At 71.0% G+C, this 25,511-nt stretch carries 22 protein-coding genes and 1 pseudogene; 7 read left to right on the top strand and 16 right to left on the bottom strand.

Annotated features, from left to right (window positions below; translation table 11 throughout):
- The 9 genes from ACFWGJ_RS21155 to hisD all read right to left on the bottom strand — a co-directional run.
- On the bottom strand, positions 1 to 699 hold a 699-nt coding region (locus ACFWGJ_RS21155), incomplete at its 3' end, for a DUF4097 family beta strand repeat-containing protein (protein WP_387326705.1).
- A 70-nt stretch (positions 700 to 769) separates the two neighbouring features.
- Positions 770 to 1,987 (bottom strand): NAD(P)/FAD-dependent oxidoreductase, encoded by a 1,218-nt coding sequence (locus ACFWGJ_RS21150; RefSeq protein WP_387326702.1) that lies wholly within the window; start codon positions 1,985 to 1,987, stop codon positions 770 to 772.
- Between the two features lie 115 nt (positions 1,988 to 2,102).
- The gene (gene sigJ / locus ACFWGJ_RS21145; RefSeq protein WP_387326699.1) at positions 2,103 to 3,047 is read right to left on the bottom strand and encodes an RNA polymerase sigma factor SigJ; all 945 of its coding nucleotides are present in this window, start codon (positions 3,045 to 3,047) and stop codon (positions 2,103 to 2,105) included.
- Between the two features lie 22 nt (positions 3,048 to 3,069).
- Positions 3,070 to 4,830, bottom strand: a complete 1,761-nt coding sequence (locus tag ACFWGJ_RS21140; RefSeq protein WP_387326697.1) for a glycoside hydrolase family 13 protein — start codon at positions 4,828 to 4,830, stop codon at positions 3,070 to 3,072.
- The gene (locus tag ACFWGJ_RS21135) at positions 4,827 to 5,729 is read right to left on the bottom strand and encodes a nitrilase-related carbon-nitrogen hydrolase (RefSeq protein ID WP_387326696.1); all 903 of its coding nucleotides are present in this window, start codon (positions 5,727 to 5,729) and stop codon (positions 4,827 to 4,829) included. The genes ACFWGJ_RS21140 and ACFWGJ_RS21135 overlap by 4 nt, the downstream gene beginning before the upstream one ends.
- A complete protein-coding gene (locus tag ACFWGJ_RS21130; RefSeq protein ID WP_387326694.1) occupies positions 5,726 to 6,526 on the bottom strand; it encodes a carbohydrate ABC transporter permease in 801 nt (266 codons plus the stop codon). The genes ACFWGJ_RS21135 and ACFWGJ_RS21130 overlap by 4 nt, the downstream gene beginning before the upstream one ends.
- The gene (locus tag ACFWGJ_RS21125; protein WP_387326691.1) at positions 6,523 to 7,530 is read right to left on the bottom strand and encodes a carbohydrate ABC transporter permease; all 1,008 of its coding nucleotides are present in this window, start codon (positions 7,528 to 7,530) and stop codon (positions 6,523 to 6,525) included. The genes ACFWGJ_RS21130 and ACFWGJ_RS21125 overlap by 4 nt, the downstream gene beginning before the upstream one ends.
- Positions 7,527 to 8,924 carry an ABC transporter substrate-binding protein gene (locus tag ACFWGJ_RS21120; protein WP_387326689.1) on the bottom strand — a complete coding sequence of 466 codons (1,398 nt, stop codon included), beginning with the start codon at positions 8,922 to 8,924 and terminating at the stop codon, positions 7,527 to 7,529. Before ACFWGJ_RS21120 ends, ACFWGJ_RS21125 begins: the two co-directional genes overlap by 4 nt.
- 89 nt (positions 8,925 to 9,013) lie before the next feature.
- A complete protein-coding gene (hisD, locus tag ACFWGJ_RS21115) occupies positions 9,014 to 10,333 on the bottom strand; it encodes a histidinol dehydrogenase (protein ID WP_387326686.1) in 1,320 nt (439 codons plus the stop codon).
- A gap of 89 nt (positions 10,334 to 10,422) precedes the next feature.
- On the opposite strand from hisD, the gene ACFWGJ_RS21110 reads away from it, so the two are divergent.
- Positions 10,423 to 11,340, top strand: coding sequence for a LysR family transcriptional regulator (locus tag ACFWGJ_RS21110; protein WP_387326684.1), 918 nt, complete (start codon positions 10,423 to 10,425; stop codon positions 11,338 to 11,340).
- A 463-nt stretch (positions 11,341 to 11,803) separates the two neighbouring features.
- On the opposite strand, the gene ACFWGJ_RS21105 is transcribed toward ACFWGJ_RS21110, so the two are convergent.
- From ACFWGJ_RS21105 to ACFWGJ_RS21085, 5 genes are all read right to left on the bottom strand, one after another.
- Positions 11,804 to 12,049: a DUF5133 domain-containing protein gene (locus ACFWGJ_RS21105; RefSeq protein WP_387326682.1), complete on the bottom strand. Its 246-nt coding sequence runs from the start codon at positions 12,047 to 12,049 to the stop codon at positions 11,804 to 11,806.
- A 211-nt stretch (positions 12,050 to 12,260) separates the two neighbouring features.
- On the bottom strand, positions 12,261 to 13,715 hold the full coding sequence (locus ACFWGJ_RS21100) for a GH1 family beta-glucosidase (RefSeq protein WP_387326680.1): 1,455 nt from the start codon (positions 13,713 to 13,715) through the stop codon (positions 12,261 to 12,263).
- A gap of 90 nt (positions 13,716 to 13,805) precedes the next feature.
- Positions 13,806 to 14,750: a carbohydrate ABC transporter permease gene (locus tag ACFWGJ_RS21095; RefSeq protein ID WP_387326677.1), complete on the bottom strand. Its 945-nt coding sequence runs from the start codon at positions 14,748 to 14,750 to the stop codon at positions 13,806 to 13,808.
- A gap of 13 nt (positions 14,751 to 14,763) precedes the next feature.
- Positions 14,764 to 15,759, bottom strand: a complete 996-nt coding sequence (locus ACFWGJ_RS21090; RefSeq protein WP_387326675.1) for a carbohydrate ABC transporter permease — start codon at positions 15,757 to 15,759, stop codon at positions 14,764 to 14,766.
- A 231-nt stretch (positions 15,760 to 15,990) separates the two neighbouring features.
- The gene (locus ACFWGJ_RS21085) at positions 15,991 to 17,304 is read right to left on the bottom strand and encodes an ABC transporter substrate-binding protein (protein ID WP_387326672.1); all 1,314 of its coding nucleotides are present in this window, start codon (positions 17,302 to 17,304) and stop codon (positions 15,991 to 15,993) included.
- Positions 17,305 to 17,587: 283 nt separating this feature from the next.
- On the opposite strand from ACFWGJ_RS21085, the gene ACFWGJ_RS21080 reads away from it, so the two are divergent.
- The gene (locus ACFWGJ_RS21080; RefSeq protein ID WP_387326669.1) at positions 17,588 to 18,604 is read left to right on the top strand and encodes a LacI family DNA-binding transcriptional regulator; all 1,017 of its coding nucleotides are present in this window, start codon (positions 17,588 to 17,590) and stop codon (positions 18,602 to 18,604) included.
- Between the two features lie 156 nt (positions 18,605 to 18,760).
- Here ACFWGJ_RS21080 and ACFWGJ_RS21075 read toward each other — a convergent pair whose 3' ends face one another.
- Positions 18,761 to 19,732: a TIGR01777 family oxidoreductase gene (locus ACFWGJ_RS21075; RefSeq protein WP_387326667.1), complete on the bottom strand. Its 972-nt coding sequence runs from the start codon at positions 19,730 to 19,732 to the stop codon at positions 18,761 to 18,763.
- Between the two features lie 192 nt (positions 19,733 to 19,924).
- Between ACFWGJ_RS21075 and ACFWGJ_RS21070 the strand changes: the two genes are divergently transcribed.
- Together ACFWGJ_RS21070 and ACFWGJ_RS21065 are read left to right on the top strand one after the other, a co-directional pair.
- Entirely contained in the window at positions 19,925 to 20,974 is a 1,050-nt protein-coding gene (locus ACFWGJ_RS21070) for an alpha/beta hydrolase (protein ID WP_387326664.1), read from the top strand.
- A gap of 221 nt (positions 20,975 to 21,195) precedes the next feature.
- Positions 21,196 to 21,990 (top strand): hypothetical protein, encoded by a 795-nt coding sequence (locus tag ACFWGJ_RS21065; RefSeq protein WP_387326661.1) that lies wholly within the window; start codon positions 21,196 to 21,198, stop codon positions 21,988 to 21,990.
- 36 nt (positions 21,991 to 22,026) lie between these two features.
- Here ACFWGJ_RS21065 and ACFWGJ_RS21060 read toward each other — a convergent pair whose 3' ends face one another.
- Positions 22,027 to 22,554, bottom strand: a complete 528-nt coding sequence (locus ACFWGJ_RS21060; RefSeq protein WP_387326658.1) for a DinB family protein — start codon at positions 22,552 to 22,554, stop codon at positions 22,027 to 22,029.
- 103 nt (positions 22,555 to 22,657) lie between these two features.
- Here ACFWGJ_RS21060 and ACFWGJ_RS21055 point away from each other — a divergent pair.
- From ACFWGJ_RS21055 to glpK, 3 genes and pseudogenes are all read left to right on the top strand, one after another.
- Positions 22,658 to 22,998, top strand: a pseudogene (locus tag ACFWGJ_RS21055) (hypothetical protein); the annotation flags it as partial.
- Between the two features lie 70 nt (positions 22,999 to 23,068).
- A complete protein-coding gene (locus ACFWGJ_RS21050; RefSeq protein ID WP_387326655.1) occupies positions 23,069 to 23,914 on the top strand; it encodes an MIP/aquaporin family protein in 846 nt (281 codons plus the stop codon).
- Between the two features lie 27 nt (positions 23,915 to 23,941).
- On the top strand, positions 23,942 to 25,459 hold the full coding sequence (glpK, locus tag ACFWGJ_RS21045; protein WP_387326653.1) for a glycerol kinase GlpK: 1,518 nt from the start codon (positions 23,942 to 23,944) through the stop codon (positions 25,457 to 25,459).
- Positions 25,460 to 25,511 lie beyond the last annotated feature (52 nt).

The following is a 25,511-nucleotide window of genomic DNA, read 5'->3' as shown; positions in this document are numbered from 1 at the left end:
GGTGACCGAGGGGCGGCCGTTGTCGGTGGTCGCCGCGATGCGGTAGGCGGGCGCGTCGTGCGGCAGCATGACCCGCACCGAGCCGTTGGTGGTGAGGGCGCCGACACCGTCAGGCGAGGTGGCGCAGTCGAGCGTCACGTCGCCGTTCACCGTCTCGGCGTGCACGTCCTCGGCGCGCAGGGTGCCCGCGCGGACCGATCCGTTGCGGGTCTCAAGACGGACGGAGGCGTCCTTCCGGCCGGAGCGGGTCACGGTGACATCGCCGTTGACGGTCGTGAGGTCCAGCGCGGCAAAGACACCGGCCACATCGATTCCGGCGTTGCGGGCGGAGACGGTGACGGACGTGCCCGCCGGGACGTTCACCTCCGGCATGCGGTCGCACTCCTGGCCGGACTCCCGACCGTCGTCGTCCCGCTTCGGGCACGACAGGTCGAGCACCCAGGTGTCGTCCCGGTGGGACCACTCGTGCCGGATGCGGTCTCCGACGCCGACCCGGTCACCGTCGGCGGGGCGCAGCCGCACCCCGTTGTCGGTGGTGATCACCAGGTCGGCGCCCCGGGCCACGGCGGGCAGTGCCGCGGCTCCCCATGCGCCCTCGTCGTCGTTCCCGTCGTGCCCTGCACCGCACGCCGCGACGAGGGGGACGACCGCCATCAGGGCGACCAGGCTCCGTGCGCGCGTCGTTGTCGTTGCGTCCATGCCGGGTCGGTTTCCCCCTGCCCGCGCATCCATGACTCCTCGTCCCTCGCGGGAACCGGTGCCGGACGGGTCAGGCCACCGCCTTGACGGCGGCCTCCGCCCGGTCCGCCTCTTCCAGGACGTGGCGGCGCCGGCCGGGCAGGCCGAGCGTCGGGTTGGCGACGCCCCAGACCGCGCCCTTGCAGACCAACTCCTTGTAGACAGCGGCCAGTCGGCCGGTGAGCGCCGCGTCGACGGCCCGGTCGTCGGCGGTGACGTACTGGATCAAACCCTGCTTGCGGCCCAGCGAGACGCACTGGTTGTAGTACCGAACCGCTGACTTCGGGAGCTTTCCGCCGGTCAGGCGTGCCGCGATGGTGTCGGCGGCCAGCCAGGCGGCGGGGGTGCCCGAGGCGCAGGACATCCGCAGCGGCTTGTCACCGGGGCCCATCGCCCTGGCCGCGTCGCCGACGACGTACACGTCCGGGTGGGAGAGCGAGCGCATCGTCGCGTCGACCACGATCTGGCCGGTGCCGTCGGTCTCCAGGGTGGTGGCCCGCGCGATCGGGTGGACCGCGAAGCCGGTCGTCCACACGGTGACAGCGGCGGGGATCGCCCCGCCGTCGGCAGTGGTGACGCGGTCGGCCTCGACTCCGGTCACCGCGGCGTTCTCGTGCACGGTGATGCCGAGGTCGCCGACGACCTTGCGCAGGTGCGCGCGGCCCCTGTCCGAGAGCCAGTCGCCGAGGCCGCCGCGGGCGACGAGGGCGACGGTGAGGTCCGGGCGGGCCTCGGCCAGCTCCGTCGCGGCCTCCACACCGGTGAGACCGGCGCCGACGACGGCCACGGACCGGCCGGCCTCCAGAGCGGCCAGCCGCTCGCGCAGCCGGAGCGCTCCGGGCCTGCTCGCGATCTCGTGGGCGTGCTCGGCGGTACCGGCGACGCCCTGGTCGTTCCAGCCGCTGCCCAGCGCGTACACGAGGGTGTCGTACGGCAGGTGTTCGGTGCCGGCGAGCTCACCGGGGCCGGCGTTCGGCGGGACGACCGCGACCGTCTTCCGGTCGACGTCGACGCCCGTGACCTTCGCGATCCGAAGCTCGACGCCGGTGCCCGCGAACATCTCGCTCAGGGGGCGCGGCACGAGGTCCTGGCCGACGGCGAGCTGGTGCATCCGGACGCGTTCGACGAAGTCGGGCTCGGCGTTGACGAGGGTGATGGCGACCTCGTCGCGGTGCAGCCGCCTGGCGAGGCGGCCGGCCGCGATGGCTCCGGTGTATCCGGCGCCGAGAACGATGATGCGGTGCTGCATGGCGGTGACTCCTGTCTGGGCGGGTCCGGCCCGTGTCGAGCGCGGTTACGGCCCTTGAACCGGACAGCACACCGATTCCTGACAGGTACGCCGTGTGAAGCAGCTCACATCGGCGTCAGAAGGCGTGGAACAGCGGTTCCCCGTGGTCGGTCGCCGCCCACAGCCCGGTCGCGCGCTCCAGCTTGTCGGGGTTGGCCTGGCTGCGGAACGCGGCGATGCCCTCGGCGGTGACCTCCAGGCACGTGATGCCGACGACCCTGCCCTCGACGACCGCGACGATGGCGAGGCCGCCGTTGACGGTCGTCAGATGGATCTCCGCCGAACCGCCGATCAGGGCACGCTTGGCCGCTGCCGGCTTGAACAGGCCCCGCATGAACTTCGCCACCGCGAGGGCGCCCGCGACCGGTGTGGTCCGGGCCGGGATCTTCCCGCCGCCGTCGCCGATCGAGACGGCGTCACCGGTGAGCAGCCGCACGAGAGGCTCGGTCTTCCCCGTGGTGGCGGCCGACAGGAACTCCTCGACGATCCGCCGGGCGGCGCCCCCGTCGATCTCGGCGCGGGCCCTGCCGTCGGCGATGTGCCGCTTGGCGCGGTGGAAGAGCTGCTGACTGGCCGCCTCGCCGATGCCCAGGATCTCGGCGATCTCCCGGTGCGGGTAGTCGAAGGCCTCCCGCAGCACGTACACGGCCCGCTCGTTGGGAGACAGCCGCTCCATGAGGGTCAGGACCGCGTACGAGAGCGACTCGCGCTGCTCGGCGGTGCCCGCGGGGCCGAGCATCGGGTCGCCGTCGAGCAGCGGCTCGGGAAGCCACTGCCCGACGTACCGCTCACGCCGTGCGCGGGCCGAGGTGAGCTGGTTGAGACACAGGTTGGTGAGCACCTTCGTCAGCCAGGCCTCCAGGACCTCGATGCGCCCGGTGTCGGCGGCCTGCCACCGCAGGAACGTCTCCTGTACGACGTCCTCGGCCTCGCTCGCCGACCCCAGGAGGCGGTAGGCGATGGCTTCCAGACGGGGCCTCAGCGTCTCGAACCGGTCCACGTCTTCCACGGTCAGCGGCATGACCCGGATCCTAACCGGCCCGCTACCGCGCGGTGTCGGCCTCCCCCGTCGTGAACCAGACCGTGGCGTCCGCAGGCACGTCGGTCGTCACCGGAGCCGACGCGGCCAGCACCCGCGCCCCGGGTGGCAGCGGGACAGGCCGCGCGCCGAGGTTGGCGACGACCTCGACGGAGCCGTTCGCGAGGTGCAGGACGTCGTCGCCTGCGGGGAGGGGCACGTCGTCGTTCCCGGGGTGCGGTACGCCGGCGGGAGAGGTCACCCACTTGAGGGTCCCCTCTCCCAGCCGGTACCGGCGGCGCAGGTCCAGCAGGGTGCGGTACAGCTCCAGCGTCGACCCGGGACGGCCCCACTGCGCGTCCACGGCGTACGAGCCGTAGTCGGGCGGCTGGGGCAGCCAGGTGTCGGAGCCGGAACCCGTGCCGAACCCGAAGGCGGGTCCTTCCTCGGTCCACGGCAGGGGTACGCGGCAGCCGTCGCGTCCTCGGATGCGGTGCCCGGACCGTTCCCACACCGGGTCCTGGCGTGCCGTGTCCGGCAGGGCGGTCGCCTCGGGCAGGCCCAGCTCCTCGCCCTGGTACAGGTAGGCGGAGCCGGGCAGCGCCAGCATGAGCGCGGTGGCCGCGCGTGCCCGGCGCAGTCCCAGCGGGCGGTCGGGCTGCGGGTCGTCGGCGCCCACGCCGTGTTCCAGCTCGACCTGTCCGTCGTACCCGAAGCGGCTGGCGTGCCGCATCACGTCGTGGTTGGACAGCACCCAGGTGGTCGGCGCGCCGACGGCGTCGTTGGCCGCCAGCGACTCGGCGATGACGTTCCGCAGCGGGGCCGCCTGCCACGGCGTCTCCAGGAAGCGGAAGTTGAAGGCCTGATGCATCTCGTCGGCGCGGATGATGCGTGCGGCGCGCTCCGGCGGCAGCCATGCCTCGGCGCACAGGATGCGCCGGCCGTCGTAGGTGTCCAGCAGCCGGCGCCAGCTCCGGAAGATCTCGTGGATGCCCTCCTGGTCCCACATGGGGGGCATCACGCCGTCGACGGGCTCGATCACGCCGTGGGTCGGCCGCGGCCAGTCGGGCAGACCCGGTGCCTTGACGAGGGCGTCGCACACGTCGACCCGGAAGCCGTCGACCTCGCGGTCGAGCCAGAACCGCAGTGTCTGCTCGAAGTCCTCCCGCACGGCGGGGTTGTCCCAGTTCCAGTCGGGCTGGGAGGGGTCGAACAGGTGCAGGTACCACTGTCCGGGGCGGCCGTCGGCCTCGGTGACCCTGGTCCAGGCGGGTCCTTCGAACATCGACGTCCAGTCGTTGGGCGGCAGGGAGCCGTCCGGTCCGCGGCCGTCGCGGAAGTGGAACAGGGCCCGCTCGTCGCTGCCGGGGGCGGCGGCCAGCGCGGCACGGAAGGCGGCGTGCTCCGAGGAGCAGTGGTTGGGCACCAGGTCGACGATGACGCGGATGCCCACCTCGTGTGCGCGGGCGAGGAGTTCGTCGAAGTCGGCGAGCGTGCCGTACCGCGGGTCCACCGCGCGGTAGTCGGCCACGTCGTAGCCGCCGTCGCGCTGCGGTGAGGGATAGAAGGGGGACAGCCACAGGGCGTCGACGCCGAGGTCCGCCAGGTGGTCGAGCCGGCCGGTGATACCGGGCAGGTCGCCGGTGCCGTCACCGTCGCCGTCGGCGAACGAGCGCGGGTAGATCTGGTAGATGACGGCGGTGCGCCACCAGTCGTCGTCGGCCGCACCGGACGGCACACCGGGCTGTACGGCGGCTGCTGCGGGGGTGGAGTCTGCCGTGGTCATAGGAGCGGGGTCTCCTGTGTGTAGATGTCGGGCCGGCGGTCGCCGAGGAGGTCGTTGTGCGGGGAGATGGCCTTGTCGCGGGACAGGTGGAGGAAGAGGTCGGCCGCGGCCCGCTGCTCCGAAACGCTCGGATCGCTCGAAGCGGTGGACCCGGCGACGGAGGACGTGAGCCAGCCGAACTGGTCGATGACCGCCGTGCCCTGCGTCCACTGCTGTCCGCGCTCGACGCCGCTGCGGTCCGCGCACGCGATGAAGACACCGTTGGCGCGTGCGGCGGACTGGGCCTGGATGATCTCCGCCGGATACTGGCCCGCCGGATGCTCGACCAGCGGCCAGTTCGTCGGAACGGCTATCAGATCGGCGCCGGCGAGGGCGAGCCGGCGGGGCATCTCCGCGAATTCGAGGTCGTAGCAGATCAGTACACCGATGCGGCCGTGGGCCGTGTCGACCACCGGAGGGGTCCGGTCTCCGGGGGTGAAGAACAAGGTCTCCCGGTCCCACAGGTGTGTCTTGCGGTAGACGGCCCGCACCCCGCTCGCGTCGACCACGGCGGCGCTGTTGTACAGCGCGTCGTCCGTGTCGTCCGTGTCGTCCGCGTGCTGGCAGAAGCCCAGCACGACGACACTCCGCGTACCGGCGAGCACCGCGCTCAGGTCGGTGAAGAAGGGGTCCTCGACGGTGATCGCCGTGGTCCTGGCCTCCTCGGCGGTCTCGAAGACATAGCCGGAGGTGACCAGTTCGGGCAGGACGACGATGTCGGCCCCGTCCGCGAGCGCACGCCGGACGGCGTCCAGGGCCATCGACTTGTTGTGGGACAGATCGCCGACGCGTGGCGCCAGTTGCTCGCACACGACACGGGTCACGCCGGTCTTCGCGGCGGACGAACGGCCGGCGGTCATTTCACCGCTCCTTCCGTGAGGCCGGAGATCAGGCGCCGTTGCAGGACCGTGTACGCCAGCAGCACCGGGAGGGCCACGAGGACGGCGGCCGCGGCGGTGACCGCGGGGTCGCTGGAGCGGGCGGCCCCGGAGAAGAAGGACAGCGCCAGCGGAACGGTCTGCACCGCCGCGTTGTCGGGGACCAGGATGAGCGCCAGCAGGAACTCGTTCCAGGTGAACAGGAAGAGCACGGTCCCGAGGGTCGTGAGGGCGGGCCCGGCGATGGGCAGCACCACCAGCCGCAGGGTCTGGAACCTGCTGGTGCCGTCGATGCGCGCCGCTTCGAGCAGTTCCTGCGGGACCGAGGCGAAGAACGTACGCATCCAGAGCACCCCGAGCGGCACCGACAGGGCGATCTGCGGAAGGATCAGCGCCCAGTAGGTGTCGATGAGGTTCCAGCCCGCGAGCAGTTCGTAGAGGGGCAGCACGGTGACCTCGTACGGGAGGACGAGGCCGAGCAGGAGCAGGCCCAGGATGACCTTGCCGCCGGGCACGCGCATGGTGGCCAGGGCGTAACCGGCGAGGCTCGCGAGGATCACGGTGACCACGACGACGGTGACGGACACCAGCGCGCTCGACAGCAGGGCGGAGCCGAAGCGGCCCTGGGTCCAGGCCGTCGAGTAGCTGTCCAGGGACAGTCCGCCGGAGGAGCCGTCGAACGAGGAGACGACGATCGACACCAGCGGGAAGACGGCGACGACGGACGCGAGGACGAGCAGGGCGTGCGTGGTGACGCTCTCGGTACGGGCGATCCTCATGGCTGCACCTTCCTGGCCGGCCGGGCGGGACCGCGTCGTAGGAGGCCGCGGCCCGTGCCGTCGCGTTCCCGCAGGGCGAGCTGTACGGCGACCACGACGGCGAGGATGACCACGGTGAGGACGATGGCGAGGGCGGAGGCCCGGCCGAGCATGCGGTTCTGGAAGGCGTCCTGGTAGACGTACAGGCTGGGGACGGTGGTGGAGGTGCCGGGTCCGCCGCGGGTGGTGTTCCAGATGAGGTCGAAGTTGCGCAGGGCGAAGGTGACCGTGAGGATCAGCGCGATCGAGATCTGGGGGCGCAGGGCGGGCAGGGTGATGGAGAAGAACTCCCGTACCGCTCCGGCGCCGTCGAGACGGGCCGCCTCGTAGGTCGAGCGGTCGATGGCCACGATGCCGCTGAGGAAGAGCACCATGCACAGGCCGTACTCGACCCAGGTGCCGACCACGCCGATCGAGGGCAGGGCGGTGTCGAAGTTCCCGAGCCAGCTCGTCGTGAAGCGGCCGAGGCCCACGGCCCGCAGCAGCGCGTTGACCGGGCCGTCCTCCGCGAGGAGGTTCCGCCAGGCCACGGCGACGACGACGCTGGACAGGACCTGCGGCACGAACAGCACCGCCCGGAACAGCGTCAGACCGTACACGCGGATACGGGACATGGCTCCGGCGAGCAGCAGGCCCACGGCCACCGGCAGGGCGGCATAGAAGAACAGCAGGACCAGGGAGTGCAGCAGGGCCGCGCGCAGGTCGGGGTCGGTGAAGACGGCCGTGTAGTTGCCGAGGCCGACCGGGGTGCCCTCGGTGAGGCCGTCGTACGCGTAGAACGAGTACCAGACGGAGATGCCGATGGGGTACAGCACGAAGACGGCGAAGAACGCCAGGGCCGGTGCCACGTAAAGGAGCGAGGACCAGGAGAGGGAGGTCAGCCGGCGGCGCGGCCGGCTGATCCGGCGTATGCCGGTCGGTGGGGGCGCGGTGTCGCGTTCCCGCGCGGGGGCGACGGTGCTCACTCGGACCTCCTCGCCTTCTGCCAGGAGTCCTGGACCGCCTTGGTGAAGGCGGCGCGGCTGGTGCGGCCCGCCATGACCTCCTGGAGTCTGCCGCCCATGACGGAGAGCATGTCGGTGGCGGTCCAGTCGTAGTAGCCGACCTGTGTGCCCGCGGCGATGGTGCGCTTGAGCACGTCGAGGGTCTGGCTCTGCAGGCTGTTCGCGCCCTTCACACCGTCGGTGACGACGGGCAGGCGGCCGGTGTCGAGGATCTCCTGACCGGCTTCGGGGGTGTGCAGGGCCGCGAGGAAGGCGACGGCGGCGGGGGTGGCCTTGGAGGAGGCGGCGATGTGCCACGGCGAGGCGGTGGCTCCGGCGCCGCCGGTGGTGAGCGCGCCGAAGCCGAACTTCTCGGGGTCGAGCTTGGCGCCGTTCCAGGAGCCGCCGACGAAGAACGCGCCCGAGCCCTTGGCGAACCGGGCGATGGCGTCCTCGTTGCTGAGGCCGTCGTAACCGGAACCGAACCAGCCCTTCTTCGCCCAGTCGGCCATGGTGTCGGCCGCCTTCTCGTTGCCGGCGGTGGCGAAGGTCGTGCCCGCCTTGCCGCCGATCCAGTCGCTGATGGAGGCGGGGCTCTGCTCGGTGACGGCGAGGTCGGAGAAGATGTGGGTGGCGGCGTACTGGTCGCTGTTGCCCAGCATGATCGGCTGCTTGCCTGCCGCCTTCACGACCGGCAGGTCCTTCTCCAGGTCGCTCAGGGACCGCGGCGGTTCGAGGCCGAGGGATTTCAGCAGGGCCTTGTTGTAGTAGATGCCCTGCACTTCGCTGATCGGGGACATCCCGTAGAGGTTCCCGTCGCCGAACGCCGTGCCCGCGCTGTTCCAGCGGGCCGGTGCCAGGGTGCTCGCGCCGGTGCCGGTGAGCCAGCCGTAGGTCGCGGCGACGTCGTCGAGGGGGCGGACCAGCTTGGCCTTGACCAGGGCGCCGTCGACCGCGTACCCGATGTTGCCCTGGAACAGGTCGGGCGGGGTGCTGCCGGAGGCGGCGTTGACGACGGTGGCGATGAGATCGTCGAAGCTCTTGTAGGTGATGTCGACGGTGACGTTCGGGTACTTCTTCTCGAAGGCCGGGACGACCGACTTCATCAGTGGCTTCTCCGCCTGGTCCGCCCACATCCGCAGGGTGACGTCGCCGAGGGCGGCGACCTGCTCGGTGGTCACCGGCTCGGTGATGAAGGACTGCGTCCCGGCGGTGGCGGTCTTGCCCGCGCCGGGCGCGCTGCACCCGGCGCAGGCGAGGACGGCGGCCAGCGCGACGGCCGCGGCGGTACCCCAGGCACGCCGGGGCGCGCCCGCTCTCCCGCCCGCTCTCTCCCGGAGTACGCGACGGCGTACCTCACGACGTACGGATTTCATCCGGTGCACCGTTCCTGTGTGGGCCTGCATGGGTCGATAGGGATCTGTACGGGTCTTCTTCGGTCTGTACGGACCTGTGCGGGAGAGGGTCAGCCGGCGTAGGAGCGCAGCCGGAGGGTGGCCGTGGCCTCGTGGGCGGTCATGCCCTCGCTGGCGGAGATGACCTCCACCGCCTCGGCGAGCGACGGCGTGGCCTCCCGGCTGATGCGCTGGTACGTGAGGGGCTTGAGGTAGCGGGAGACGGAGAGACCGGCGCTGTGCTTGGCGCCGCCGGCGGTCGGCAGGGTGTGGTTCGTGCCCGCCATGCCCTTGTCCGAGTAGGCGACCGTGCTCCAGTGGCCGAGGAACAGGGAGCCGTAGTTGCGCAGGGTGTCGTGGTACCAGTCGTCGTCGGCCGTGTGCACCTCCAGGTGCTCCGGGGCGAGTTCGTCCATGACCGCGACCGCGTCCTCCTTGGTGGCCACGAGGATCACGGAGCCGAAGTCGTGCCACGCGGGTCCGCAGATGTCCTGGGTGGACAGGGTCGGCAGCTGGCGTTCGACGGCGGCTATCACGTCACGGCCAAGCTTCTCGGAGGTGGTGACCAGGGCGGCCGGTGAGTTGGGACCGTGTTCGGCCTGGCCGAGCAGGTCCGCCGCGACGGCTTCCGCGTCGGCCGTCGCGTCGGCGATGACGGCGACCTCGGAGGGCCCCGCGAGGAGGTCGATGGCGACGGTGCCGAACAACTGGCGCTTGGCCTCGGCGACATAGGCGTTGCCGGCGCCGACGAGCATGTCGACGGGCGCCCGGCCCAGCAGCCCGAAGGCCATGGCCGCGAGGGCCTGGACCCCGCCGACGACGAAGAGGTGGTCGATGCCGGAGAGGTGGGCGGCGTAGGTGACGGCGTCGTTGGCGCGGCCGTCCGGCTGGGGCGGGGTGCAGCCGATCACCGTGGGCACGCCCGCGACCTTGGCCACACCCACGGTCATGAACGCGCTGGCGGTGAGCGGGAAGCGGCCCGCGGGAAGGTAGGCCCCGACGGCGGAGACCGGCACGTACCGCTGGCCGACCACCAGGCCGGGGGCGATCTCCTCCTCGAAGTCCGCCAGGTGGTCGCGCTGCAGGGTGGCGAAGCGCTGGGTGCGCTCCGCGCCGAGCTCGATCGCCGCCCGCAGATCCTTCGGGAGCCGGTCGCCGCTGCGGGCGATCTCCGCCGCGTCCAGCTCGATCGCCCCGTCGGACTGGCCGTCGAGGGTGCGAGCGTAGCGGCGGACGGCGTCGAGGCCGTCGCGCTCGATCTCGGACAGCATGCGGCTGACCGTCTCGATCACCTCGGGGTCGCGCTGGGCGGGCGGAGCGTCGACCGCAGGAGCCTTCAGCAGGGTGTAGCGGTCGGCGAAGGCAGCGGTGAAGCGGGAGCTCAATTTCATACTGCTGAGCCTGAAGGACGGTTTGCCCCGGGACAACCTCGAATTGTCCTCGCCATCCCATAGGGCGACCCTATGGCAGAGTGGGCGGCATGCCTCCTTCGTCCGCTCCGGCCATCACGCTCAACCAGTTGCGCGCCTTCCTGGCCGCCACCCGGCTGGGCACGTTCTCCGCCGCCGCGGCGGAGCTGCGCACGACCCAGCCCTCGGTCTCGGAACTGATCAAGCGCATGGAGGAGCACTACCGGGTGCCCCTGTTCACCCGGGGAGCGCGCCGGCTCGTCCTGACCGCGGCGGGCGAGGAACTGCTGCCCTACGCCGAGCAGGCGGCGGAGGCGGCCGAGGGCGCCGACCGGGCCCTGCGCTCCCTGACCTCGCTCGACGGCGGAGTGGCCACCTTCGGCCTGCTGCGCAACGCCGACTACTACCTGCTGTCCGACCTGCTCGAAACGTTCCACGCCCGGCATCCCCGGGTGCGGCTGCGGATCGTGGGCCTGAACTCGGTGGAGGTCGCCGAGGCCGTCACCGCGGGCGATCTGGAGGCCGGGCTGGTCGTCCTGCCCATCGACGCCGAGGGCCTCGACATCACGCCGCTGATGCGCGACGAGGTCGTCTACGCCTCGGCGGACCCGGAGCGCACCGCCCGGCCCGTGACGATGACCGACCTCGCCGAGGCGCCACTGATCCTGTACGACGCCCACTACGGCTGGCGGGATCCCACCAGGCGCCAGTTGGCCGAACGTGCCCAGGTGGAGGGCATCACCCTGTCGCCGGTCGTCGAGGTCGAGCAGGTCGACTCCGCACTGCACCTGGTCGCCCGGGGCGCGGGCGACACCATCGTGTCCCGGGCGGTCGCGGGCAGCCGTACGTTCCCGGAGAACCTGCACACCGTCGGTTTCGCCGAGCCGCTGTACGACACCATCGCCGTGGTCCGGCGCCAGGGAGCCGTACTGTCACCGGCGACCCGGGAGATCGCCCGCCTGGCCCGGCGCATGCTGCTGGAGCACTGAACCCGGACCTGGACGACAACGAGCCGGCCGAGAGCGCCGAGCACCGACCGTGCCCATGGTGCGGGAGGTGCCTCGTACCGGTGTGTGCGTCGGTGCGCTGTCCGCTGCCACTCTCCGCCCGGTGTGCGCCGCCGCGCCGGACAGCCCCGCCCGGCTACCGTACGAGTGGTGGCGGGTACCCGTGCTGACAGCTCGCAGGGTCACCGCGCCGCCCGGCTCCCGGACCCCGGGCCAATCATCGGAACAGGCGAACGGCCGCGAGACGGCCGGGGCCCTCAGATCCTCGCAGCGGACACCGGGGCCCCGGCATTTCGTCCTCCCCCGTCCTCGGAGCGATTCCCGCTCGCTCCGGCAGGGGAGGACAAACCGGCGCGGGGACACCTACGGATGGGGAGCCGCTGTGCCCCCGCGTCGGCACGGCCCGTCACCAGGCCTCAAGCCGTACGCTGCCCGCGTGCCTGCCTCACGCCGCCAGCGTCTCGTCCTCCTGCGCCACGCCCTCCCGGGTGGTGCGGTACTGCTCGATCAGCAGGTCGGCCGTGCGCAGGGCCTCTTCCGCGGTGCGCGAGGCGGTCATGACGCAGAGCGTGTAGGTGACGTTCTCCAGGGCACGGCTGGTGCGGCCGGTGGGGCGCACGTCGTGCTCGATCCGTACCTCCGCGAACCGGGCCAGGACCGTACGCAGTTCCTTCTCCGCCGGCACCATCATGGTGATTCCTCTCCCACACAGCACAGCTCGCATGTGGGCTGGGGCCACCGCGAGAATCCGGACTTCATCAGTGGCGTCTTTGTCACTGGGCGACACCGAAGGTGTCGGGTAGACCCCGAGTGCCCCGTCGCGGCGGTTCCATACCTGCGCATGTCTCACTTCCGTCGCACGGGTCGGCGCGGTCCGGGCGCGCGTGCCGGGACGGATCGCCTCAGTGCTCGCCTCCTTCGTCCGGCAGGACGCCGGTGCGGGCCACGCCGGCGTACCACCGCGCGCTGGCCTTGGGGATGCGCCTGCCGGTCGGATAGTCGACGTAGACGGCGCCGAAGCGCTTGCTGTAGCCGTAGCCCCACTCGAAGTTGTCCAGCAGGGACCACAGGAAGTAGCCCCGTACGTCGACGCCGTCCTTGATCGCCCGGTGCACCGCGGAGAGATGGCCGCGCAGGTAGGCGATGCGCTCGGGGTCGACCACCTCGCCCTCCGGGTTCACGTAGTCGTCGAACGCCGCCCCGTTCTCGGTGATCATCAGAGGCATGGCGGGGAAGTCCGCCTTGAGCCGCAGCAGCAGGTCGTACAGGCCGCTGGGGTCGACCGCCCAGCCCATCGCGGTCGTGCTGCCCTCGGGACGGTGGAAGGCGACCTCGGCCCCCGGCCAGGGGCTGTGCTCGCTCTGCCCGTGCCCGTCGGAGCCGTGGCTGGCCTCACCGGTGGCGGCGGAGACGAGGGTGGGCGTGTAGTAGTTGACGCCCAGGAAGTCCAGCGGCTGGTGGATCTCGGCGAGGTCACCGTCCTGCACGAAGGACCAGTCGGTCAGGGAGGCCGTGTCCTGGAGGAGGTCCTGCGGGTAGCGGCCCTCCAACTGCGGGCCCGTGAAGACCCGGTTGGCCAGGGCGTCGATCCGGCGGGCCGCGTCCACGTCCTCGGCCGACTCGGTCAGCGCCCGGACGTGGTGGATGTTGAGCGTGATGGACGCCCGCGCGGCGGACGGCAGTTCGGCGCGCAGCGCCTGTACGGCCTTGCCGTGGGCGAGGTTGAGGTGGTGCGCCGCGCGCAGGGCGGCCACCGGGTCGGTGCGGCCGGGGGCGTGCACACCGGAGCCGTAGCCGAGGAAGGCGCTGCACCAGGGCTCGTTGAGGGTGGTCCAGGTCTTCACCCGGTCCCCCAGCGCGCGGGCCGCGAGCGTCGCGTAGTCGGCGAACCGGTCGGCGGTGACGCGCTCGGGCCAGCCGCCCGCGTCCTCCAGGTGCTGGGGCAGGTCCCAGTGGTAGAGGGTGACGACCGGTTCGATGCCCTTCTCCAGCAGGGCGTCGGTCAGGGCGCGGTAGAAGTCGAGCCCCTTCTGGACGGCCGGGCCGCGGCCGGTCGGCTGCACCCGTGACCACGACAGGGAGAACCGGTAGGCGCTCACCCCGAGGTCGGCCATGATCTCGACGTCCTCGCGCCAGCGGTGGTAATGGTCGGTGGCCACGTCACCGGTGTCGCCGTTGCGCACCCTGCCGGGCGTGTGCGAGTAGGTGTCCCAGATCGAGGGGGTGCGGCCGTCCGCGGTGGCGGCGCCCTCGATCTGGTAGGCGGCGGTCGCCGTGCCCCAGGTGAAGTTCTGCGGGAACCGGACGGCGGTGGAGTGTTCCGGGGTGGGCGCGACACGTCGGGTAACGGTGGTCACGGGAGTCCTTCCAGAGTGCTGCGGGACGGGAGGGGCGGAGCGAGGGCGCCGGCGCCGGAGGGCCCCGGCACCGGAGGGACGGCGGACCGGTCACCCCTTGACCGCTCCCTGCATGATGCCGCCGACGATCTGACGGCCGAAGACGACGAACATCGCGAGCAGGGGCAGCGTGCCGAGCAGGGCGCCCGCCATGATCAGCGACTGGTCTCGCACGTATCCCGCGCTCAGCTGGGTCAGGGCGACGGGCACCGTGGGATTGGACATGTCGAGCACGATGAACGGCCAGAAGAAGTCGTTCCAGGCGTGCACGAACGTGATCATGAACAGGACGGCCATGGGAGCCCGGGCGATCGGCAGGACGATGCTCCAGAAGATGCGCAGGGAGTGCGCGCCGTCCACCCGCCCTGCCTCGACGAGTTCGTCGGGCAGCGCCTCGCTCAGATACTGCCGCATGAAGAACACCCCGACGGCGCTGACGAGCGTGGGGAAGATGACGGCGGGCAGCTGCTGGCCCCAGCCCAGCTCGGTCATCATCATGAACAGCGGTACGACGCCGAGTTGGGGCGGCACCATCATCGTGCCGATCACGAGCATCAGCAGGATGTTGCGGCCCTTGAAGCGCAGTTTTGCGAAGGCGAAACCGGCGAGGGTGGCGAACAGCACCGTGGACAGGGCGATCACACCGGCCACGATCAGGCTGTTGAGCATGGCCTTGCCCAGCGCCGCGTCCTGCCAGGCCTTGCCGAGGTTGTCCAGCAGATGGGGTCCCGGCAGGAACGGCGGGGGTGTCTGCGTGACCCGCGTGTTGTCGGTCGAGGCCGCCACCATCGTCCAGTAGAGCGGGAAAAGGGAGAAGAGCGCCGCGATTCCCAGCAGGATGTAGGCGACGGGGCCCGCGTGATGCTGGCGTCCGGCACCCGGGTGCCGGAACAGCTGCCGGTTCCGCCCGGCGGGCGGGGCGCTCTTGCGCGTCTTCTTCTGTACGGTCCCGGGGCGCGCGTCAGCCGTCTCGACCGGGATGCTGTCTGTGGTCATGGGGATCTCCCGGTCAGGCCCTGCGCGCCAGGACGCGCTTGACGACTCGTTGGACGACGAAGAGGACGATGAGCAGCAGGAACATCGCCCAGGCGACCGTGGCGGCCCGGCCCATCTGGTAGTTTTTCCAGCCCTCCTCGTACAGCAGCAGGCCCAGGGTCTGGTACTGGTTGTCCGCTCCCCCGGTGATGCCGTTGGGGCCCTGGCCGAAGATCAGGGGCTCACCGAAGAGCTGGGTGGCGCCGATCGTGGACAGCACGATGGTGAACACGATGGTGGAACGGATCCCGGGAACGGTGACCTTGAGGAACTGCTGCCAGCGCGAGGCCCCGTCGATGGCCGCGGCCTCGTAGCGGTCGCGCGGGATCGCCTGCATCGCCGCCAGATACAGCAGGGCGTTGTAGCCGGTCCAGCGCCAGATGACGATCGTCGAGATGGCCGTCTGCGCGGCCCACTTGTTGTTCTCGAAGTCGATGTTGTCGATGCCGACCAGGCTCAGCATCCAGTTGATCATGCCGAAGTCGCGTTCGAAGAGCATCGTGAACACGAGGGCCGCGGCGCCCACCGAGGTGGCGTACGGGGTGAGGGCGGCGACACGGAAGAACGTCGAGCCCCGCAGCTGGTAGTTGAGCAGGTGCGCGAGACCGAGCGCCATCATCAGCTGCGGCACGGTCGACAGGACACCGATGGTGAACGTGTTGAGCAGCGCGTTCCAGAAGCGGTCGTCCTCCCACAGCGCCGTGTAGTTGTCGAAGCCGACCCACTCCATGACGTTCAGGGTCGACAGTTCGACGCGGTGCAGCGAGATCCACGAGGTGTAGATGAGGGGGTAGAAGCTGAAGGCCGCGAAGACGACGAAGAACGGGGCGACGAAGGCGTACGGGGCGCCGCGCACGTCGAGGCGGTGCAGCAGCGTGCTGCGGCGCTGACGCTCGGCGCCGGCACCGGTCCCGTCCGGCGCGGCGGTGCCGGGCGCACCGTCTGGGGGTGTCGAGGTGGAGATGGCCACCGGAAGGCGTCCTTCCTGGAGGGTGAGAGCGGGGGTGGTGCTCGGGGGTGACGAGGAGGCAGGGCCCGGCGGCCCGTACGGGCCTTCGATGGGACGCCGGGCGCTGCTACGGAAGCGTCAACGGGCGGTGAAGTCGTGCACTGCGGGCCGTCCGTCGGCCATGGGCCCCGGGCTGTCGAGCCCTGAGCCGTGGGGCCCGGCCGAGTGGGCCCTGGGCGAAGGGAGCCCAGGTCAGCCCGCGGCCTTCTCGATGCGCTTGTCCGTCGTCTTCCACGCCTCGTTCGGGCTCTTGTTCTGCGCCTCGATCAAGGTCAGACCCTGCGAGAAGATGTCCTTGATCGTGCCGTCCTTGCGGCCGAGCACCTGCTCGTCGGGGATCTCCTTGGCCGCTGCGCCGAAGATCTGCCCGATGGGCGCGCCGGCGAAGTAGTCGGACTTGGCGTCGACCACTTCGGGCATCTCCAGCGCCGTCTGCGACGACGGGAAGTTGCCGATCTCCTTGAACAGGTAGGCCTGCTGCTCGGGAGCGGTCAGCCAGGCCACGAGGTCCTGCGCCTCCTTCTTGACCGGGCTCTTCTCCATCACCCCGAGGAAGGAGCCGCCCCAGTTGGCGCCCTGGGGTGCCTTGGCCACGTCCCACTTGCCCTTGTTCTTGGGTCCGGCCTTCTCACTGATGTGGGCGAGCATCCACGCCGGGCAGACCGTGGAGGCGAAGGTGCTGTTGGCCAGGCCGGGGTCCCAGCCGGGCTGGAACTGGCGGAGCTTGGCGGTCAGATCGGACGTGGCCGCCTCGGAGGCCAGCTTCCACGCGTCCTTGACGACAGGGTTCGTCTTGTAGATGAGCTCGCCCTGCTTGTCGTAGAACTGCTGGGAGTTGCCGTAGATCATGGCGTTGAACAGTCCGCTGGAGCTGTCCATGAAGGCGACCTTGTCGTCCTTGGACCCGGCCTTGAACTTCTTGCCCGCGGCAACGTACTTCGACCAGTCGCCCTCCCACAGCTTGGCGACCTTCTCGCGGTCGGTGGGCAGGCCGGCCTGCTCGAACAGGTCCTTGCGGTAACAGACGGCCATCGGACCGATGTCGGTCCCCAGGCCGATCACCTTCTTGTCCGAGGTGGTCACCTGGCTCTGCTTCCACGGCAGGAAGTGGTCCGTGCCGGGCGCGCCGGCCAGGTCGACGAACTTGTCCTTCTGCGTGTCGGACAGCTCCTTGGCCCGACCGATCTCTATGCCCTGGATGTCCTTCAGCCCGCTGCCTGCCGCCAGGTGGGTCTGCAGCGCGGTGTAGTACGTCTGCTCGTCGCCCGCGACATCCGCCTTGATGACGACGTCCGGGTGCTCCTTCATGTACTTGTCGAGCAGCCCGGTCTCCTTGAAGCCCATCACGCCGAACAGGCCCATGGTGATGGTGGTCTTGCCGTCCTTCTTCCCCCCACCCGTCCCCCCGCTGTCACTGCCTCCGCAGCCCACGACCAGGCCGAGAGCCGACACAACCGATACGGCGGCCACGGCTCGTGTACGCAACTTCTTTCGGACCTTGCCCATTTCGTCCTCCTAGCGGCGGCGCTGACGCACCGGAGTTCGAGCCCCGCGGTCCGCTCCGCAGGCCCGATTTGTCCGGTGGGTACGTTCCCAAACAACGATGGGAACGTGCCCACTCGGTGGCCCAGAGCGTGGCCGCCGCCACAGGGTCCTGTCAAGAAGTTGAAACCACTTCGTTGCCGGAAGATGTCGCGCCGCCGCGCCAGGACCCTTCGGACACCCTTCACGGGTCTGGCACAATGCGCAGGTGGCAGCCGCTGGGGCGGTGCGTGGGCGAGGAGGCGACATGCGGGGCAGGCAGCGTCCGACCATCAAGACCGTGGCCGCGCGCGCCGGTGTCGGACGCACCACGGTTTCACGAGTCATCAACGGCTCGGAGCTCGTCAGCGAGAAGGCCAGGGCCGCCGTCCTCGCCGCCATCGCCGAGCTGAACTACGTGCCGAACTCGGTCGCCAGGGGCCTGGTGACGAGCCGGACGAACTCCGTGGCCCTGGTGATTCCCGAGTCCGAGAGCAGACTGGGCTCCGAGCCGTACTTCTCGGCGGTCATCCGCGGAGTCAGCACCGCTCTCGCGAAGACCCGTACGCAGCTCCAACTCGTCCTCGTACGCGACCAGGCGGAACGTGACCAGCTCACCGAGTCGGTGGCGGAACGCCGTGTCGACGGAGTTCTCCTGGTCTCGGTGCACGAGCACGACCCGCTGCCGGGCCTGCTGGAGGACATGGGGCTGCCCACGGTGCTCGCCGGGCGCCGTTCCGTCGCCGAGTCGCTCAGCCATGTGCACTCCGACAACGCGGGCGGAGCCGCGACGGCCGTCGGCCATCTGCTCGCACAGGGGCGGCGGACCATCGCCACGATCAGCGGCCCCCTCGACATGGACGTGGCCCGCAGCCGGCTCCAGGGGTGGCGCGAGGCCCTTGAGAAGGAAGGGCACGAGGCCGCGGAGCGTCTTGTGGCCTCCGGCGACTTCACCGAGGAGGGCGGCGAGGCCGCCATGCGTTCACTCCTTGAACAAGTCCCGGCACTGGACGCCGTGTTCGTCGCCTCGGACGTGATGGCGGCGGGCGCGCTGGTGGAGTTGCGCAGGCAACGGCGCGGCGTGCCCGACGACGTGGCGGTGGTCGGCTTCGACGACTCCATCATCGCCCGGCACACCAACCCGCCCCTCACCAGCGTGCGTCAGCCCGTCGAGGAGATCGGCGAGACGATCGCCCGTCTCCTGCTGGAGGAGATCGGCAACCCCGACGAGCCGCGCAGACACGTCGTGCTTCCCACGGAGCTCGTCGTACGCGAATCGTCCTGAGCCGGGGGTCCGCCTGAGGTCAGGGGTTCACCTGCGTCAGGGGTTGGCTTGAGTCACGGGTTCGTACGGTCCGGGCGGGCCGCGTGCTCCTTGCCGGGCCGGTGCGGTCCGCACGGGTCCAGGCCCGTGCGGACCGGGCGGGGATCACCGCTACCGCTACGACACCAGGCCGGCGGCTCGGCCCGGGCGCCCGGTCCTGGCCTGCTCGACGAGAGAGACGGCGGCCCTCCCCCACTCGGGATGCGCGAACGCGAACCCGGCCGCGCTCAGCCGGCCCGGCACCACCCGGCGGCTCTTGAGCAGCAGTTCCGTGTCCGAGCGCAGTACGAAAGCCCCCAGCTCGGCCATCCGGCGAGTCGCCGGCAGCCCGACCGGGACACGCCACGCGGTGCGCAGCGCCCGCATGAAGTCGCGGTGCGGAAGGGGCTCGGGCGAGGCGAGGTTCACCGGTCCCTCGATGTCGTCCCGGTCGATCAGGAACTCCACCGCGCGCACGAAATCCTCGTCGTGGATCCAGGAGACGTACTGCGCGCCGCCCGCAACCGGCCCGCCGAGCCCGAGCCGTACGAGCCGCGACAGTACGTCGAACACGCCGCCCCGGTCGGGACTCATGACCATCGCCGAGCGCAGGGCCACCTTGCGGGTCGCGGGGGTCGGCGCCTCGGTCTGCGCCCGCTCCCAGTTCCTGGCGATCTCGACGCTGTATGCCCAGTAGTCCGGCACTCCCGCCTCCGAGCCGCCGATCACCCCGGTGGCCTCGTCGTGCGCCGCGTCGAAGCTGTGGGCGTAGACGGTCGCCGTGCTCATCTGCAGCCAGACGCGCGGTGGCCGCGCGGCGGCGGCGATCGCCTCGCCGACCACGCGCGCCGAGTCCACCCGGGAGTCCATCATGGCTCGCAGGTTCTCCTCGGTGTAACGGCAGGAGACACTGCGTCCGGCCAGGTTGACGACGACGTCGCTGCCGTCGATCACCTCGGCCCAGGGTCCGAGTGTGGTCCCGTCCCAGCCGATGTCCTGCGCCCTCGACGGGCTGCGGGTGATCACCGTGACCTCGTGGCCGGCCGCTGTCAGCGCACGGTCGAGCATCGTGCCCACCTGTCCGGTGCCCCCGGGCAGCACTACCTTCATCGAACCCCCTCGGCTTCGTTCGGCACCAGCGTATCCCGCATTTTTGAACGTGTTCAACCAGGAGGCGGGGGTGACTGCGGGCCCCACGGACCGCGACCTGCCCGGTGGCTGGTTTCCTGGACCCATGATCTCTGTGACGTCGACGCCCGGCCGGGCCCGGATGCGTCCCCTCGCCCACCGGGGCCGCACGTCATGACCGGGCGTCAGGGTTCCGCGGCCTCCGCCCGAGTCGCCGCGGGCGCCGCCGGGTCCGCGCGCACGGCCCCGCCGCTCGATGCCGAACTGGCCGCCGCTCTCGCCGCCTTGGGGGACCTGTCCGGGGCCCGGCTCACCGCGGAGGCCCTCGCCGTCCAGCGGGCGCGGGACGCGGCGAGCAGGCCCCGGCCCACGGCGGCCGAGCTGAGGGCCGACGGCCGGTTCGCCGTCGAGGAGCTGCGCGTGCCCGGCGCGCAGGGCCGGCCGGACGTCACGCTGGTGTACGCGCGGCCCGCCGACGCCACCGGTCCGCTGCCGGTCCTGTACTACCTGCACGGCGGCGGGATGATCATGGGAAACGCCTGGTCCGTCCTGCCGAGGATCCTCCGCGACTGGTCCGGCCCTCTGGGTCTGGCGGTCATGTCCGTGGAGTACCGGCTCGCCCCGGAGACGCCCTACCCGGGACCGTTGGAGGACTGCCACGCGGGCCTCCTGTGGACCGTCGGCCGGGCGGACGCGCTCGGTGTCGACGCCGGACGTGTGGTCATCGGAGGCAAGAGCGCGGGCGGCGGGCTCGCCGCGGCCCTGACGCTGCTCAACCGGGACCGGGGCGACGGGCCGGCACCCGTAGGGCAGCTCCTGCTGTGCCCGATGCTCGACGACCGGCTCGACAGTCCCTCCGCCCACCGATCGGCCGGCGCCGGCCTGTGGGACAGAGCCTCGACCGCCGTCGCCTGGCAGGCCTACCTGGGAGACAGGTACGGCGCGTCCGACCTGCCGCCGTATGCCGCCCCGGCCCGCGCCACCGACCTCGGCGGGCTGCCGCCCACCTACGTCGACGTCGGCTCGGCGGAGACCTTCCGCGACGAGGACGTCGACTACGCCCGCCGGATCTGGCGGGCCGGCGGCGACGCCGAACTGCATGTCTGGCCCGGCGCGTTCCACGGCTTCGACTCCGTCGCCCCGGGCGCGGCCCTCTCCCGCGCGGCCCGCGACGCCCGGACCCGGTGGCTCGGCCGCATACTCGGACGGGCCCGCCCGCACTGAGACCGCGACGGAACCGCCGTCCCTCCTCGAAAGGCCTCTCGGCAAAGGCTTCCCGACAGAGGCGGCCCGGCAGGAGGCAGCTTGGTAGGGGCAGTTCGGCAGACGCTCTCCGCGCAGGGTGCCGCGGCCGAAAAGCGCGTGCTCCGGTGCCGGTCGCATGCGAAGATCTTCAGGCCCGTGCGGGTCGCAACCCGCCGCAGGAACGATGTCCCGGAGAGTCGATGCGCCGCGCCCACCTCCTCTACACCGCTGTCCTCGCGCTCTGCACCGCCTGTTCCGGCGGCGCGGACACCGGCTCGGGAGGGAGTGCGAAGAACGCCGCGGACCACGCGGCGGCCGTACGGGCGGCGATCGCGAGGACGAGCGCGGACAGCGTCCGCGTGGACGAGACGATCGAGATGCGGTCCACCGACAGCCCCACGACGTACGTGTTCGCGATCGGCGGTGCCTTCGACCTGGCGGGTGACAGGGGCCGCCTCACGGTGGACCTTGAGGACAGCGGCATGGACACCGTCGAGGAGGTCTTCGTCGGTGACACGGTCTATGTACGGGGCTCGCGGACGGTGGCCGAGGGCAAGTGGGCCGCCGCCGACCGGAGCGAGGCCCGCACCAGCTACTTCCTGCGGTCGCCGCTGAACGACCCCGAGCATCTGCTCCGCCAGATGAAGGCGATGCGGCAGGTCTCGGAGGAGGGCGAGGAGCAGGTGAACGACGCTCCGGCGGTGCATTACCGGGGCACGATCGACCACGCCACGGCGACGCTCCGGATGACGGCGAAGACCAGACAGGGGCTGGACGAGGCCCGCGAAAAACTGGGCGTCGACGTGCCCGTGTACGCGGACGTGTGGGTCGACGCGAAGGGGCGCGCCGTCCAGGTCAGGCTGTCCTACTTCGGCGGTCTCAAGGCCGTGACGACGATGACGCTCTCGGACTTCGGAACGCCGGTGAAGGCGCAGGCGCCGTCGGACGAGGAGGTCGTCCCCGTGACGGCGGGCGAGGACGTCCTGCTGGCGTGAGCGGCGGCTCGGACGCCGGTGCGCGGTCGGCGTCCGTCAGGTGCCGGTGACTCCGTCGATCCCCTCGCGGATGAGATCGGCATGACCGTTGTGACGCGCGTATTCCTCGATCATGTGCACCAGGATCCAGCGCAGTGAGACTCCATGATGGCCGACGTGCTCCGCGTCCTGTTCGGGCAGGCGGCCGGAGTCGTCCAGGGTCGCGTCGGCGATCAGCGCACGGCCCCGGGCGATCTCCGCCCGCCAGACGGCCATCACCTCGGCGAGTCCCCGGCCGGGCTCAAGGGCGAAGCCGTCGTGATTGCCCTGCCCGAAGACGGGTGGCACGTCCTCTCCCGCGAAGACGCGCTGGAACCAGTTGCGCTCCACCTCGGCCAGGTGCTGGACGAGGCCGAGCAGCGTCATCGACGACGGCGCCGCCGCGGCCAGTCGTAACTGATCGTCCTTGAGGTCCGCACATTTCAGGGTGAGGGTAGCGCGGTGGAAGTCCAGCCACGCCTCCAGCATGGCGCGTTCGTCGGCGTGGGTGGGCGGGATGGGCCGTCCGTCCGGTGTCGTCTTCATGGCCACACCCTGGCAGGGGCGGCCGGGCCCACACAGCCCTGTACCGGTCGGGAAACGGGTGCGAGGGCGACGATCGCCCGGGCCAGGGCGGCGGGGGCCCTCCCGCGGGATCAGGCCCTGGGTGGAAGCGCGCTTCCGGGAGCACCACGAGGCCGCGTACTACGCCCAGGCGCCTGAGCTGTGCGCCCGGCCGCGGTGCAGCAGGCCACCGGCCGCGCCGCGAAGGCGTACGCCGTCGAGCGGATCGTCCTGGAGGCCCGGCGGCTCCACGCGCACGTCCGGCTCACGGCGCCCCGATGCACGCGGGCACTCGGTTTCCCCGACGCGTCGAACTTCTCGGTGTTCTTCCTCGACGCGACAGGTGCCCGTCCGGGTGCGGGGCAGGCGAGGGTTGCCGCCGATCGACATCACGCCTCAAATGCCCTGATATGCACTTTTCCCTGAACCGTCCTAGCCTGGCGGATATCGCTCGGGGCGGTCGACGGCCGGTACCGCCGGCGGAGGGTGAGCTTCCATGGCTGAGCGACGTATACGGTCCGGACTTGTCGGCGAGTTGTCGGCGGAGTTCGCGGGCACCCTGATCCTCATCCTCTTCGGATGCGGTGTGGTGGCCCAGGTGTCCGCGGGAGGCGCTCTCACGGATCCGGCGGGCGGTCTCGGCGACCACGACAGCATCGCCTGGGCGTGGGGCCTCGGTGTCACCCTCGGCGTCTATGTGGCGGCGCGGCTGAGCGGCGCCCACCTCAATCCCGCGGTGACCGTCGCACTCGCGGCGTTCAAGGGATTCCCGTGGCGCAAGGTGGCGCCCTACGCGCTGGCGCAGACGGCCGGTGCCTTCGTGGCCGCCCTCCTCGTCCGCTGGAACTACAGCGAGGCGCTGGCGAAGGCCGACCCCGGACACACCATCAAGACACAAGGTGTGTTCTCGACGCTGCCCGGCAACGGCAACCCCGCCCTGCCGGTCCACGAGTGGGGCGCGTTCCGTGACCAGGTCATCGGCACCGCCATCCTGCTGCTGCTGATCATGGCCATCACCGACTTGCTGAACACGCCGCCGGGCGCGAACCTCGGCCCGTTCATCACCGGCCTGGTCGTGGTCGCGATCGGCATGGCATGGGGGACGAACGCGGGATACGCCATCAACCCGGCCCGTGACTTCGGACCGCGGCTGGCCAGCTTCTTCACCGGCTACGGCGGAGCGTGGCGAGATCAGTACGGGAACCTGTACTTCTGGGTGCCGATCATCGGCCCGCTGATCGGCGGCCTCCTCGGCGCGGGGCTGTACAAGCTCTTCATCGGCCGCTTCCTGCCGTCCGCGGAACCCGATCCGCCGGGACGCATCCCGGCCCCCAAGGACTGACCCGACCGGCCGGAGAGGCGGTATCCCATGGCGGACTTCATCGGCGCGGTGGACCAGGGAACCACCAGCACCCGATTCATGATCTTCGACCACGGCGGCAACGAAGTGGCGAAGCACCAGCTGGAGCACGAACAGATCCTGCCGCGGTCGGGCTGGGTGGAGCACGACCCGGTGGAGATCTGGGAGCGCACCAACTCGGTGATCCAGAACGCCCTGCGGCACGGCGGCCTGTCGGGGACCGACCTGGCCGCGATCGGCATCACCAACCAGCGCGAGACCACGGTGGTCTGGGACCCGCGCAACGGCCGCCCGTACTACAACGCCATCGTGTGGCAGGACACCCGCACCGACGCGATCGCGGCGGCCCTGGAACGCTCGGGGCAGGGCGACGTCATCCGCCGCAAGGCCGGGCTGCCGCCGGCCACGTACTTCTCCGGGGGCAAGATCCAGTGGATCCTGGAGAACGTCGACGGCGTACGCGAGGCGGCGGAGCAGGGCCATGCCCTGTTCGGCAACACGGACGCGTGGGTCCTGTGGAACCTCACCGGCGGGCCCGACGGCGGTATCCACGCCACCGACGTGACCAACGCCAGCCGCACCATGCTGATGAACCTGGAGACCCTCGACTGGGACGACGAACTGCTGGGCTTCTTCGGCGTCCCGCGGGCCATGCTGCCCGCCATCAAGCCCTCGTCGCACGCGGAGGCGTACGGCGTCACGCGTGCCTCCCGGCCACTGCGCGCGGCCGTTCCCATCGGGGGCGTGCTCGGCGACCAGCAGGCGGCGACCGTCGGACAGGTCTGCTTCGCGCCGGGCGAGGCGAAGAACACCTACGGCACGGGCAACTTCCTGGTGCTCAACACCGGCACGGAGCTCGTGCGCTCCGAGCACGGGCTGCTCACCACCGTGGCGTACAGGTTCGGTGACGAGCCGGTGGTCTACGCGCTCGAAGGCTCCATCGCGGTGACCGGCTCCGCGGTGCAGTGGCTGCGCGACCAGATGAAGATCATCAAGACCGCCGCCGAGAGCGAGGACCTCGCCCGCAGCGTCGAGGACAACGGCGGGATGTACTTCGTGCCGGCCTTCTCCGGTCTGTTCGCGCCCTACTGGCGCTCCGACGCGCGCGGGGCGATCGTCGGGCTCGCCCGGTACAACGACAACGCGCACCTGGCTCGGGCGACCCTGGAAGCCATCTGCTACCAGAGCCGCGACGTCGTGGACGCCATGGAACAGGACTCCGGGGTCCACCTCGACGTCCTAAAGGTCGACGGCGGGGTCACCGCCAACGACCTCTGCATGCAGATCCAGGCCGACGTCCTCGGTGTCCCCGTGAGCCGTCCCGTCGTCGCCGAGACGACCGCGCTGGGCGCCGCGTACGCGGCGGGTCTCGCCACCGGATTCTGGCGGGACACCGACGAACTGCGCACCCACTGGAACGAGTCGAGACGCTGGGAGCCGCAGTGGTCCGACGAGCGGCGCGCGGAAGGCTACGACGGGTGGAAGAGGGCCGTGGAACGCACCCTCGACTGGGTGCGTGTCCCCTGACGGCGCGTGTGACGGCGCGTACGCGGAGCGCGGCACCGGCTGTGTCCGGTGC

Origin of the sequence: Streptomyces sp. NPDC060205 (assembly GCF_042728395.1) — a bacterium.
Lineage (GTDB): Bacteria > Actinomycetota > Actinomycetes > Streptomycetales > Streptomycetaceae > Streptomyces.
Note: the sequence above shows the minus strand (reverse complement) of the source record. Positions and strands in the feature narration are given on the sequence as shown.

What these genes read in the sequence shown, in the direction of transcription:
- ACFWGJ_RS21070 (WP_387326664.1), top strand. Translation starts at nt 19,925, where the DNA reads ATGACCGGGCGTCAGGGTTCCGCGGCCTCCGCCCGAGTCGCCGCGGGC.
- ACFWGJ_RS21080 (WP_387326669.1), top strand. Translation starts at nt 17,588, where the DNA reads ATGCGGGGCAGGCAGCGTCCGACCATCAAGACCGTGGCCGCGCGCGCC.
- ACFWGJ_RS21120 (WP_387326689.1), bottom strand. Translation starts at nt 8,924, where the DNA reads ATGAAATCCGTACGTCGTGAGGTACGCCGTCGCGTACTCCGGGAGAGA.
- hisD (WP_387326686.1), bottom strand. Translation starts at nt 10,333, where the DNA reads ATGAAATTGAGCTCCCGCTTCACCGCTGCCTTCGCCGACCGCTACACC.
- ACFWGJ_RS21085 (WP_387326672.1), bottom strand. Translation starts at nt 17,304, where the DNA reads ATGGGCAAGGTCCGAAAGAAGTTGCGTACACGAGCCGTGGCCGCCGTA.
- ACFWGJ_RS21150 (WP_387326702.1), bottom strand. Translation starts at nt 1,987, where the DNA reads ATGCAGCACCGCATCATCGTTCTCGGCGCCGGATACACCGGAGCCATC.
- glpK (WP_387326653.1), top strand. Translation starts at nt 23,942, where the DNA reads ATGGCGGACTTCATCGGCGCGGTGGACCAGGGAACCACCAGCACCCGA.
- ACFWGJ_RS21135 (WP_387326696.1), bottom strand. Translation starts at nt 5,729, where the DNA reads ATGACCGCCGGCCGTTCGTCCGCCGCGAAGACCGGCGTGACCCGTGTC.
- ACFWGJ_RS21110 (WP_387326684.1), top strand. Translation starts at nt 10,423, where the DNA reads ATGCCTCCTTCGTCCGCTCCGGCCATCACGCTCAACCAGTTGCGCGCC.
- ACFWGJ_RS21130 (WP_387326694.1), bottom strand. Translation starts at nt 6,526, where the DNA reads ATGAGGATCGCCCGTACCGAGAGCGTCACCACGCACGCCCTGCTCGTC.
- ACFWGJ_RS21095 (WP_387326677.1), bottom strand. Translation starts at nt 14,750, where the DNA reads ATGACCACAGACAGCATCCCGGTCGAGACGGCTGACGCGCGCCCCGGG.
- ACFWGJ_RS21050 (WP_387326655.1), top strand. Translation starts at nt 23,069, where the DNA reads ATGGCTGAGCGACGTATACGGTCCGGACTTGTCGGCGAGTTGTCGGCG.
- ACFWGJ_RS21105 (WP_387326682.1), bottom strand. Translation starts at nt 12,049, where the DNA reads ATGATGGTGCCGGCGGAGAAGGAACTGCGTACGGTCCTGGCCCGGTTC.
- sigJ (WP_387326699.1), bottom strand. Translation starts at nt 3,047, where the DNA reads ATGCCGCTGACCGTGGAAGACGTGGACCGGTTCGAGACGCTGAGGCCC.
- ACFWGJ_RS21140 (WP_387326697.1), bottom strand. Translation starts at nt 4,830, where the DNA reads ATGACCACGGCAGACTCCACCCCCGCAGCAGCCGCCGTACAGCCCGGT.
- ACFWGJ_RS21075 (WP_387326667.1), bottom strand. Translation starts at nt 19,732, where the DNA reads ATGAAGGTAGTGCTGCCCGGGGGCACCGGACAGGTGGGCACGATGCTC.
- ACFWGJ_RS21060 (WP_387326658.1), bottom strand. Translation starts at nt 22,554, where the DNA reads ATGAAGACGACACCGGACGGACGGCCCATCCCGCCCACCCACGCCGAC.
- ACFWGJ_RS21065 (WP_387326661.1), top strand. Translation starts at nt 21,196, where the DNA reads ATGCGCCGCGCCCACCTCCTCTACACCGCTGTCCTCGCGCTCTGCACC.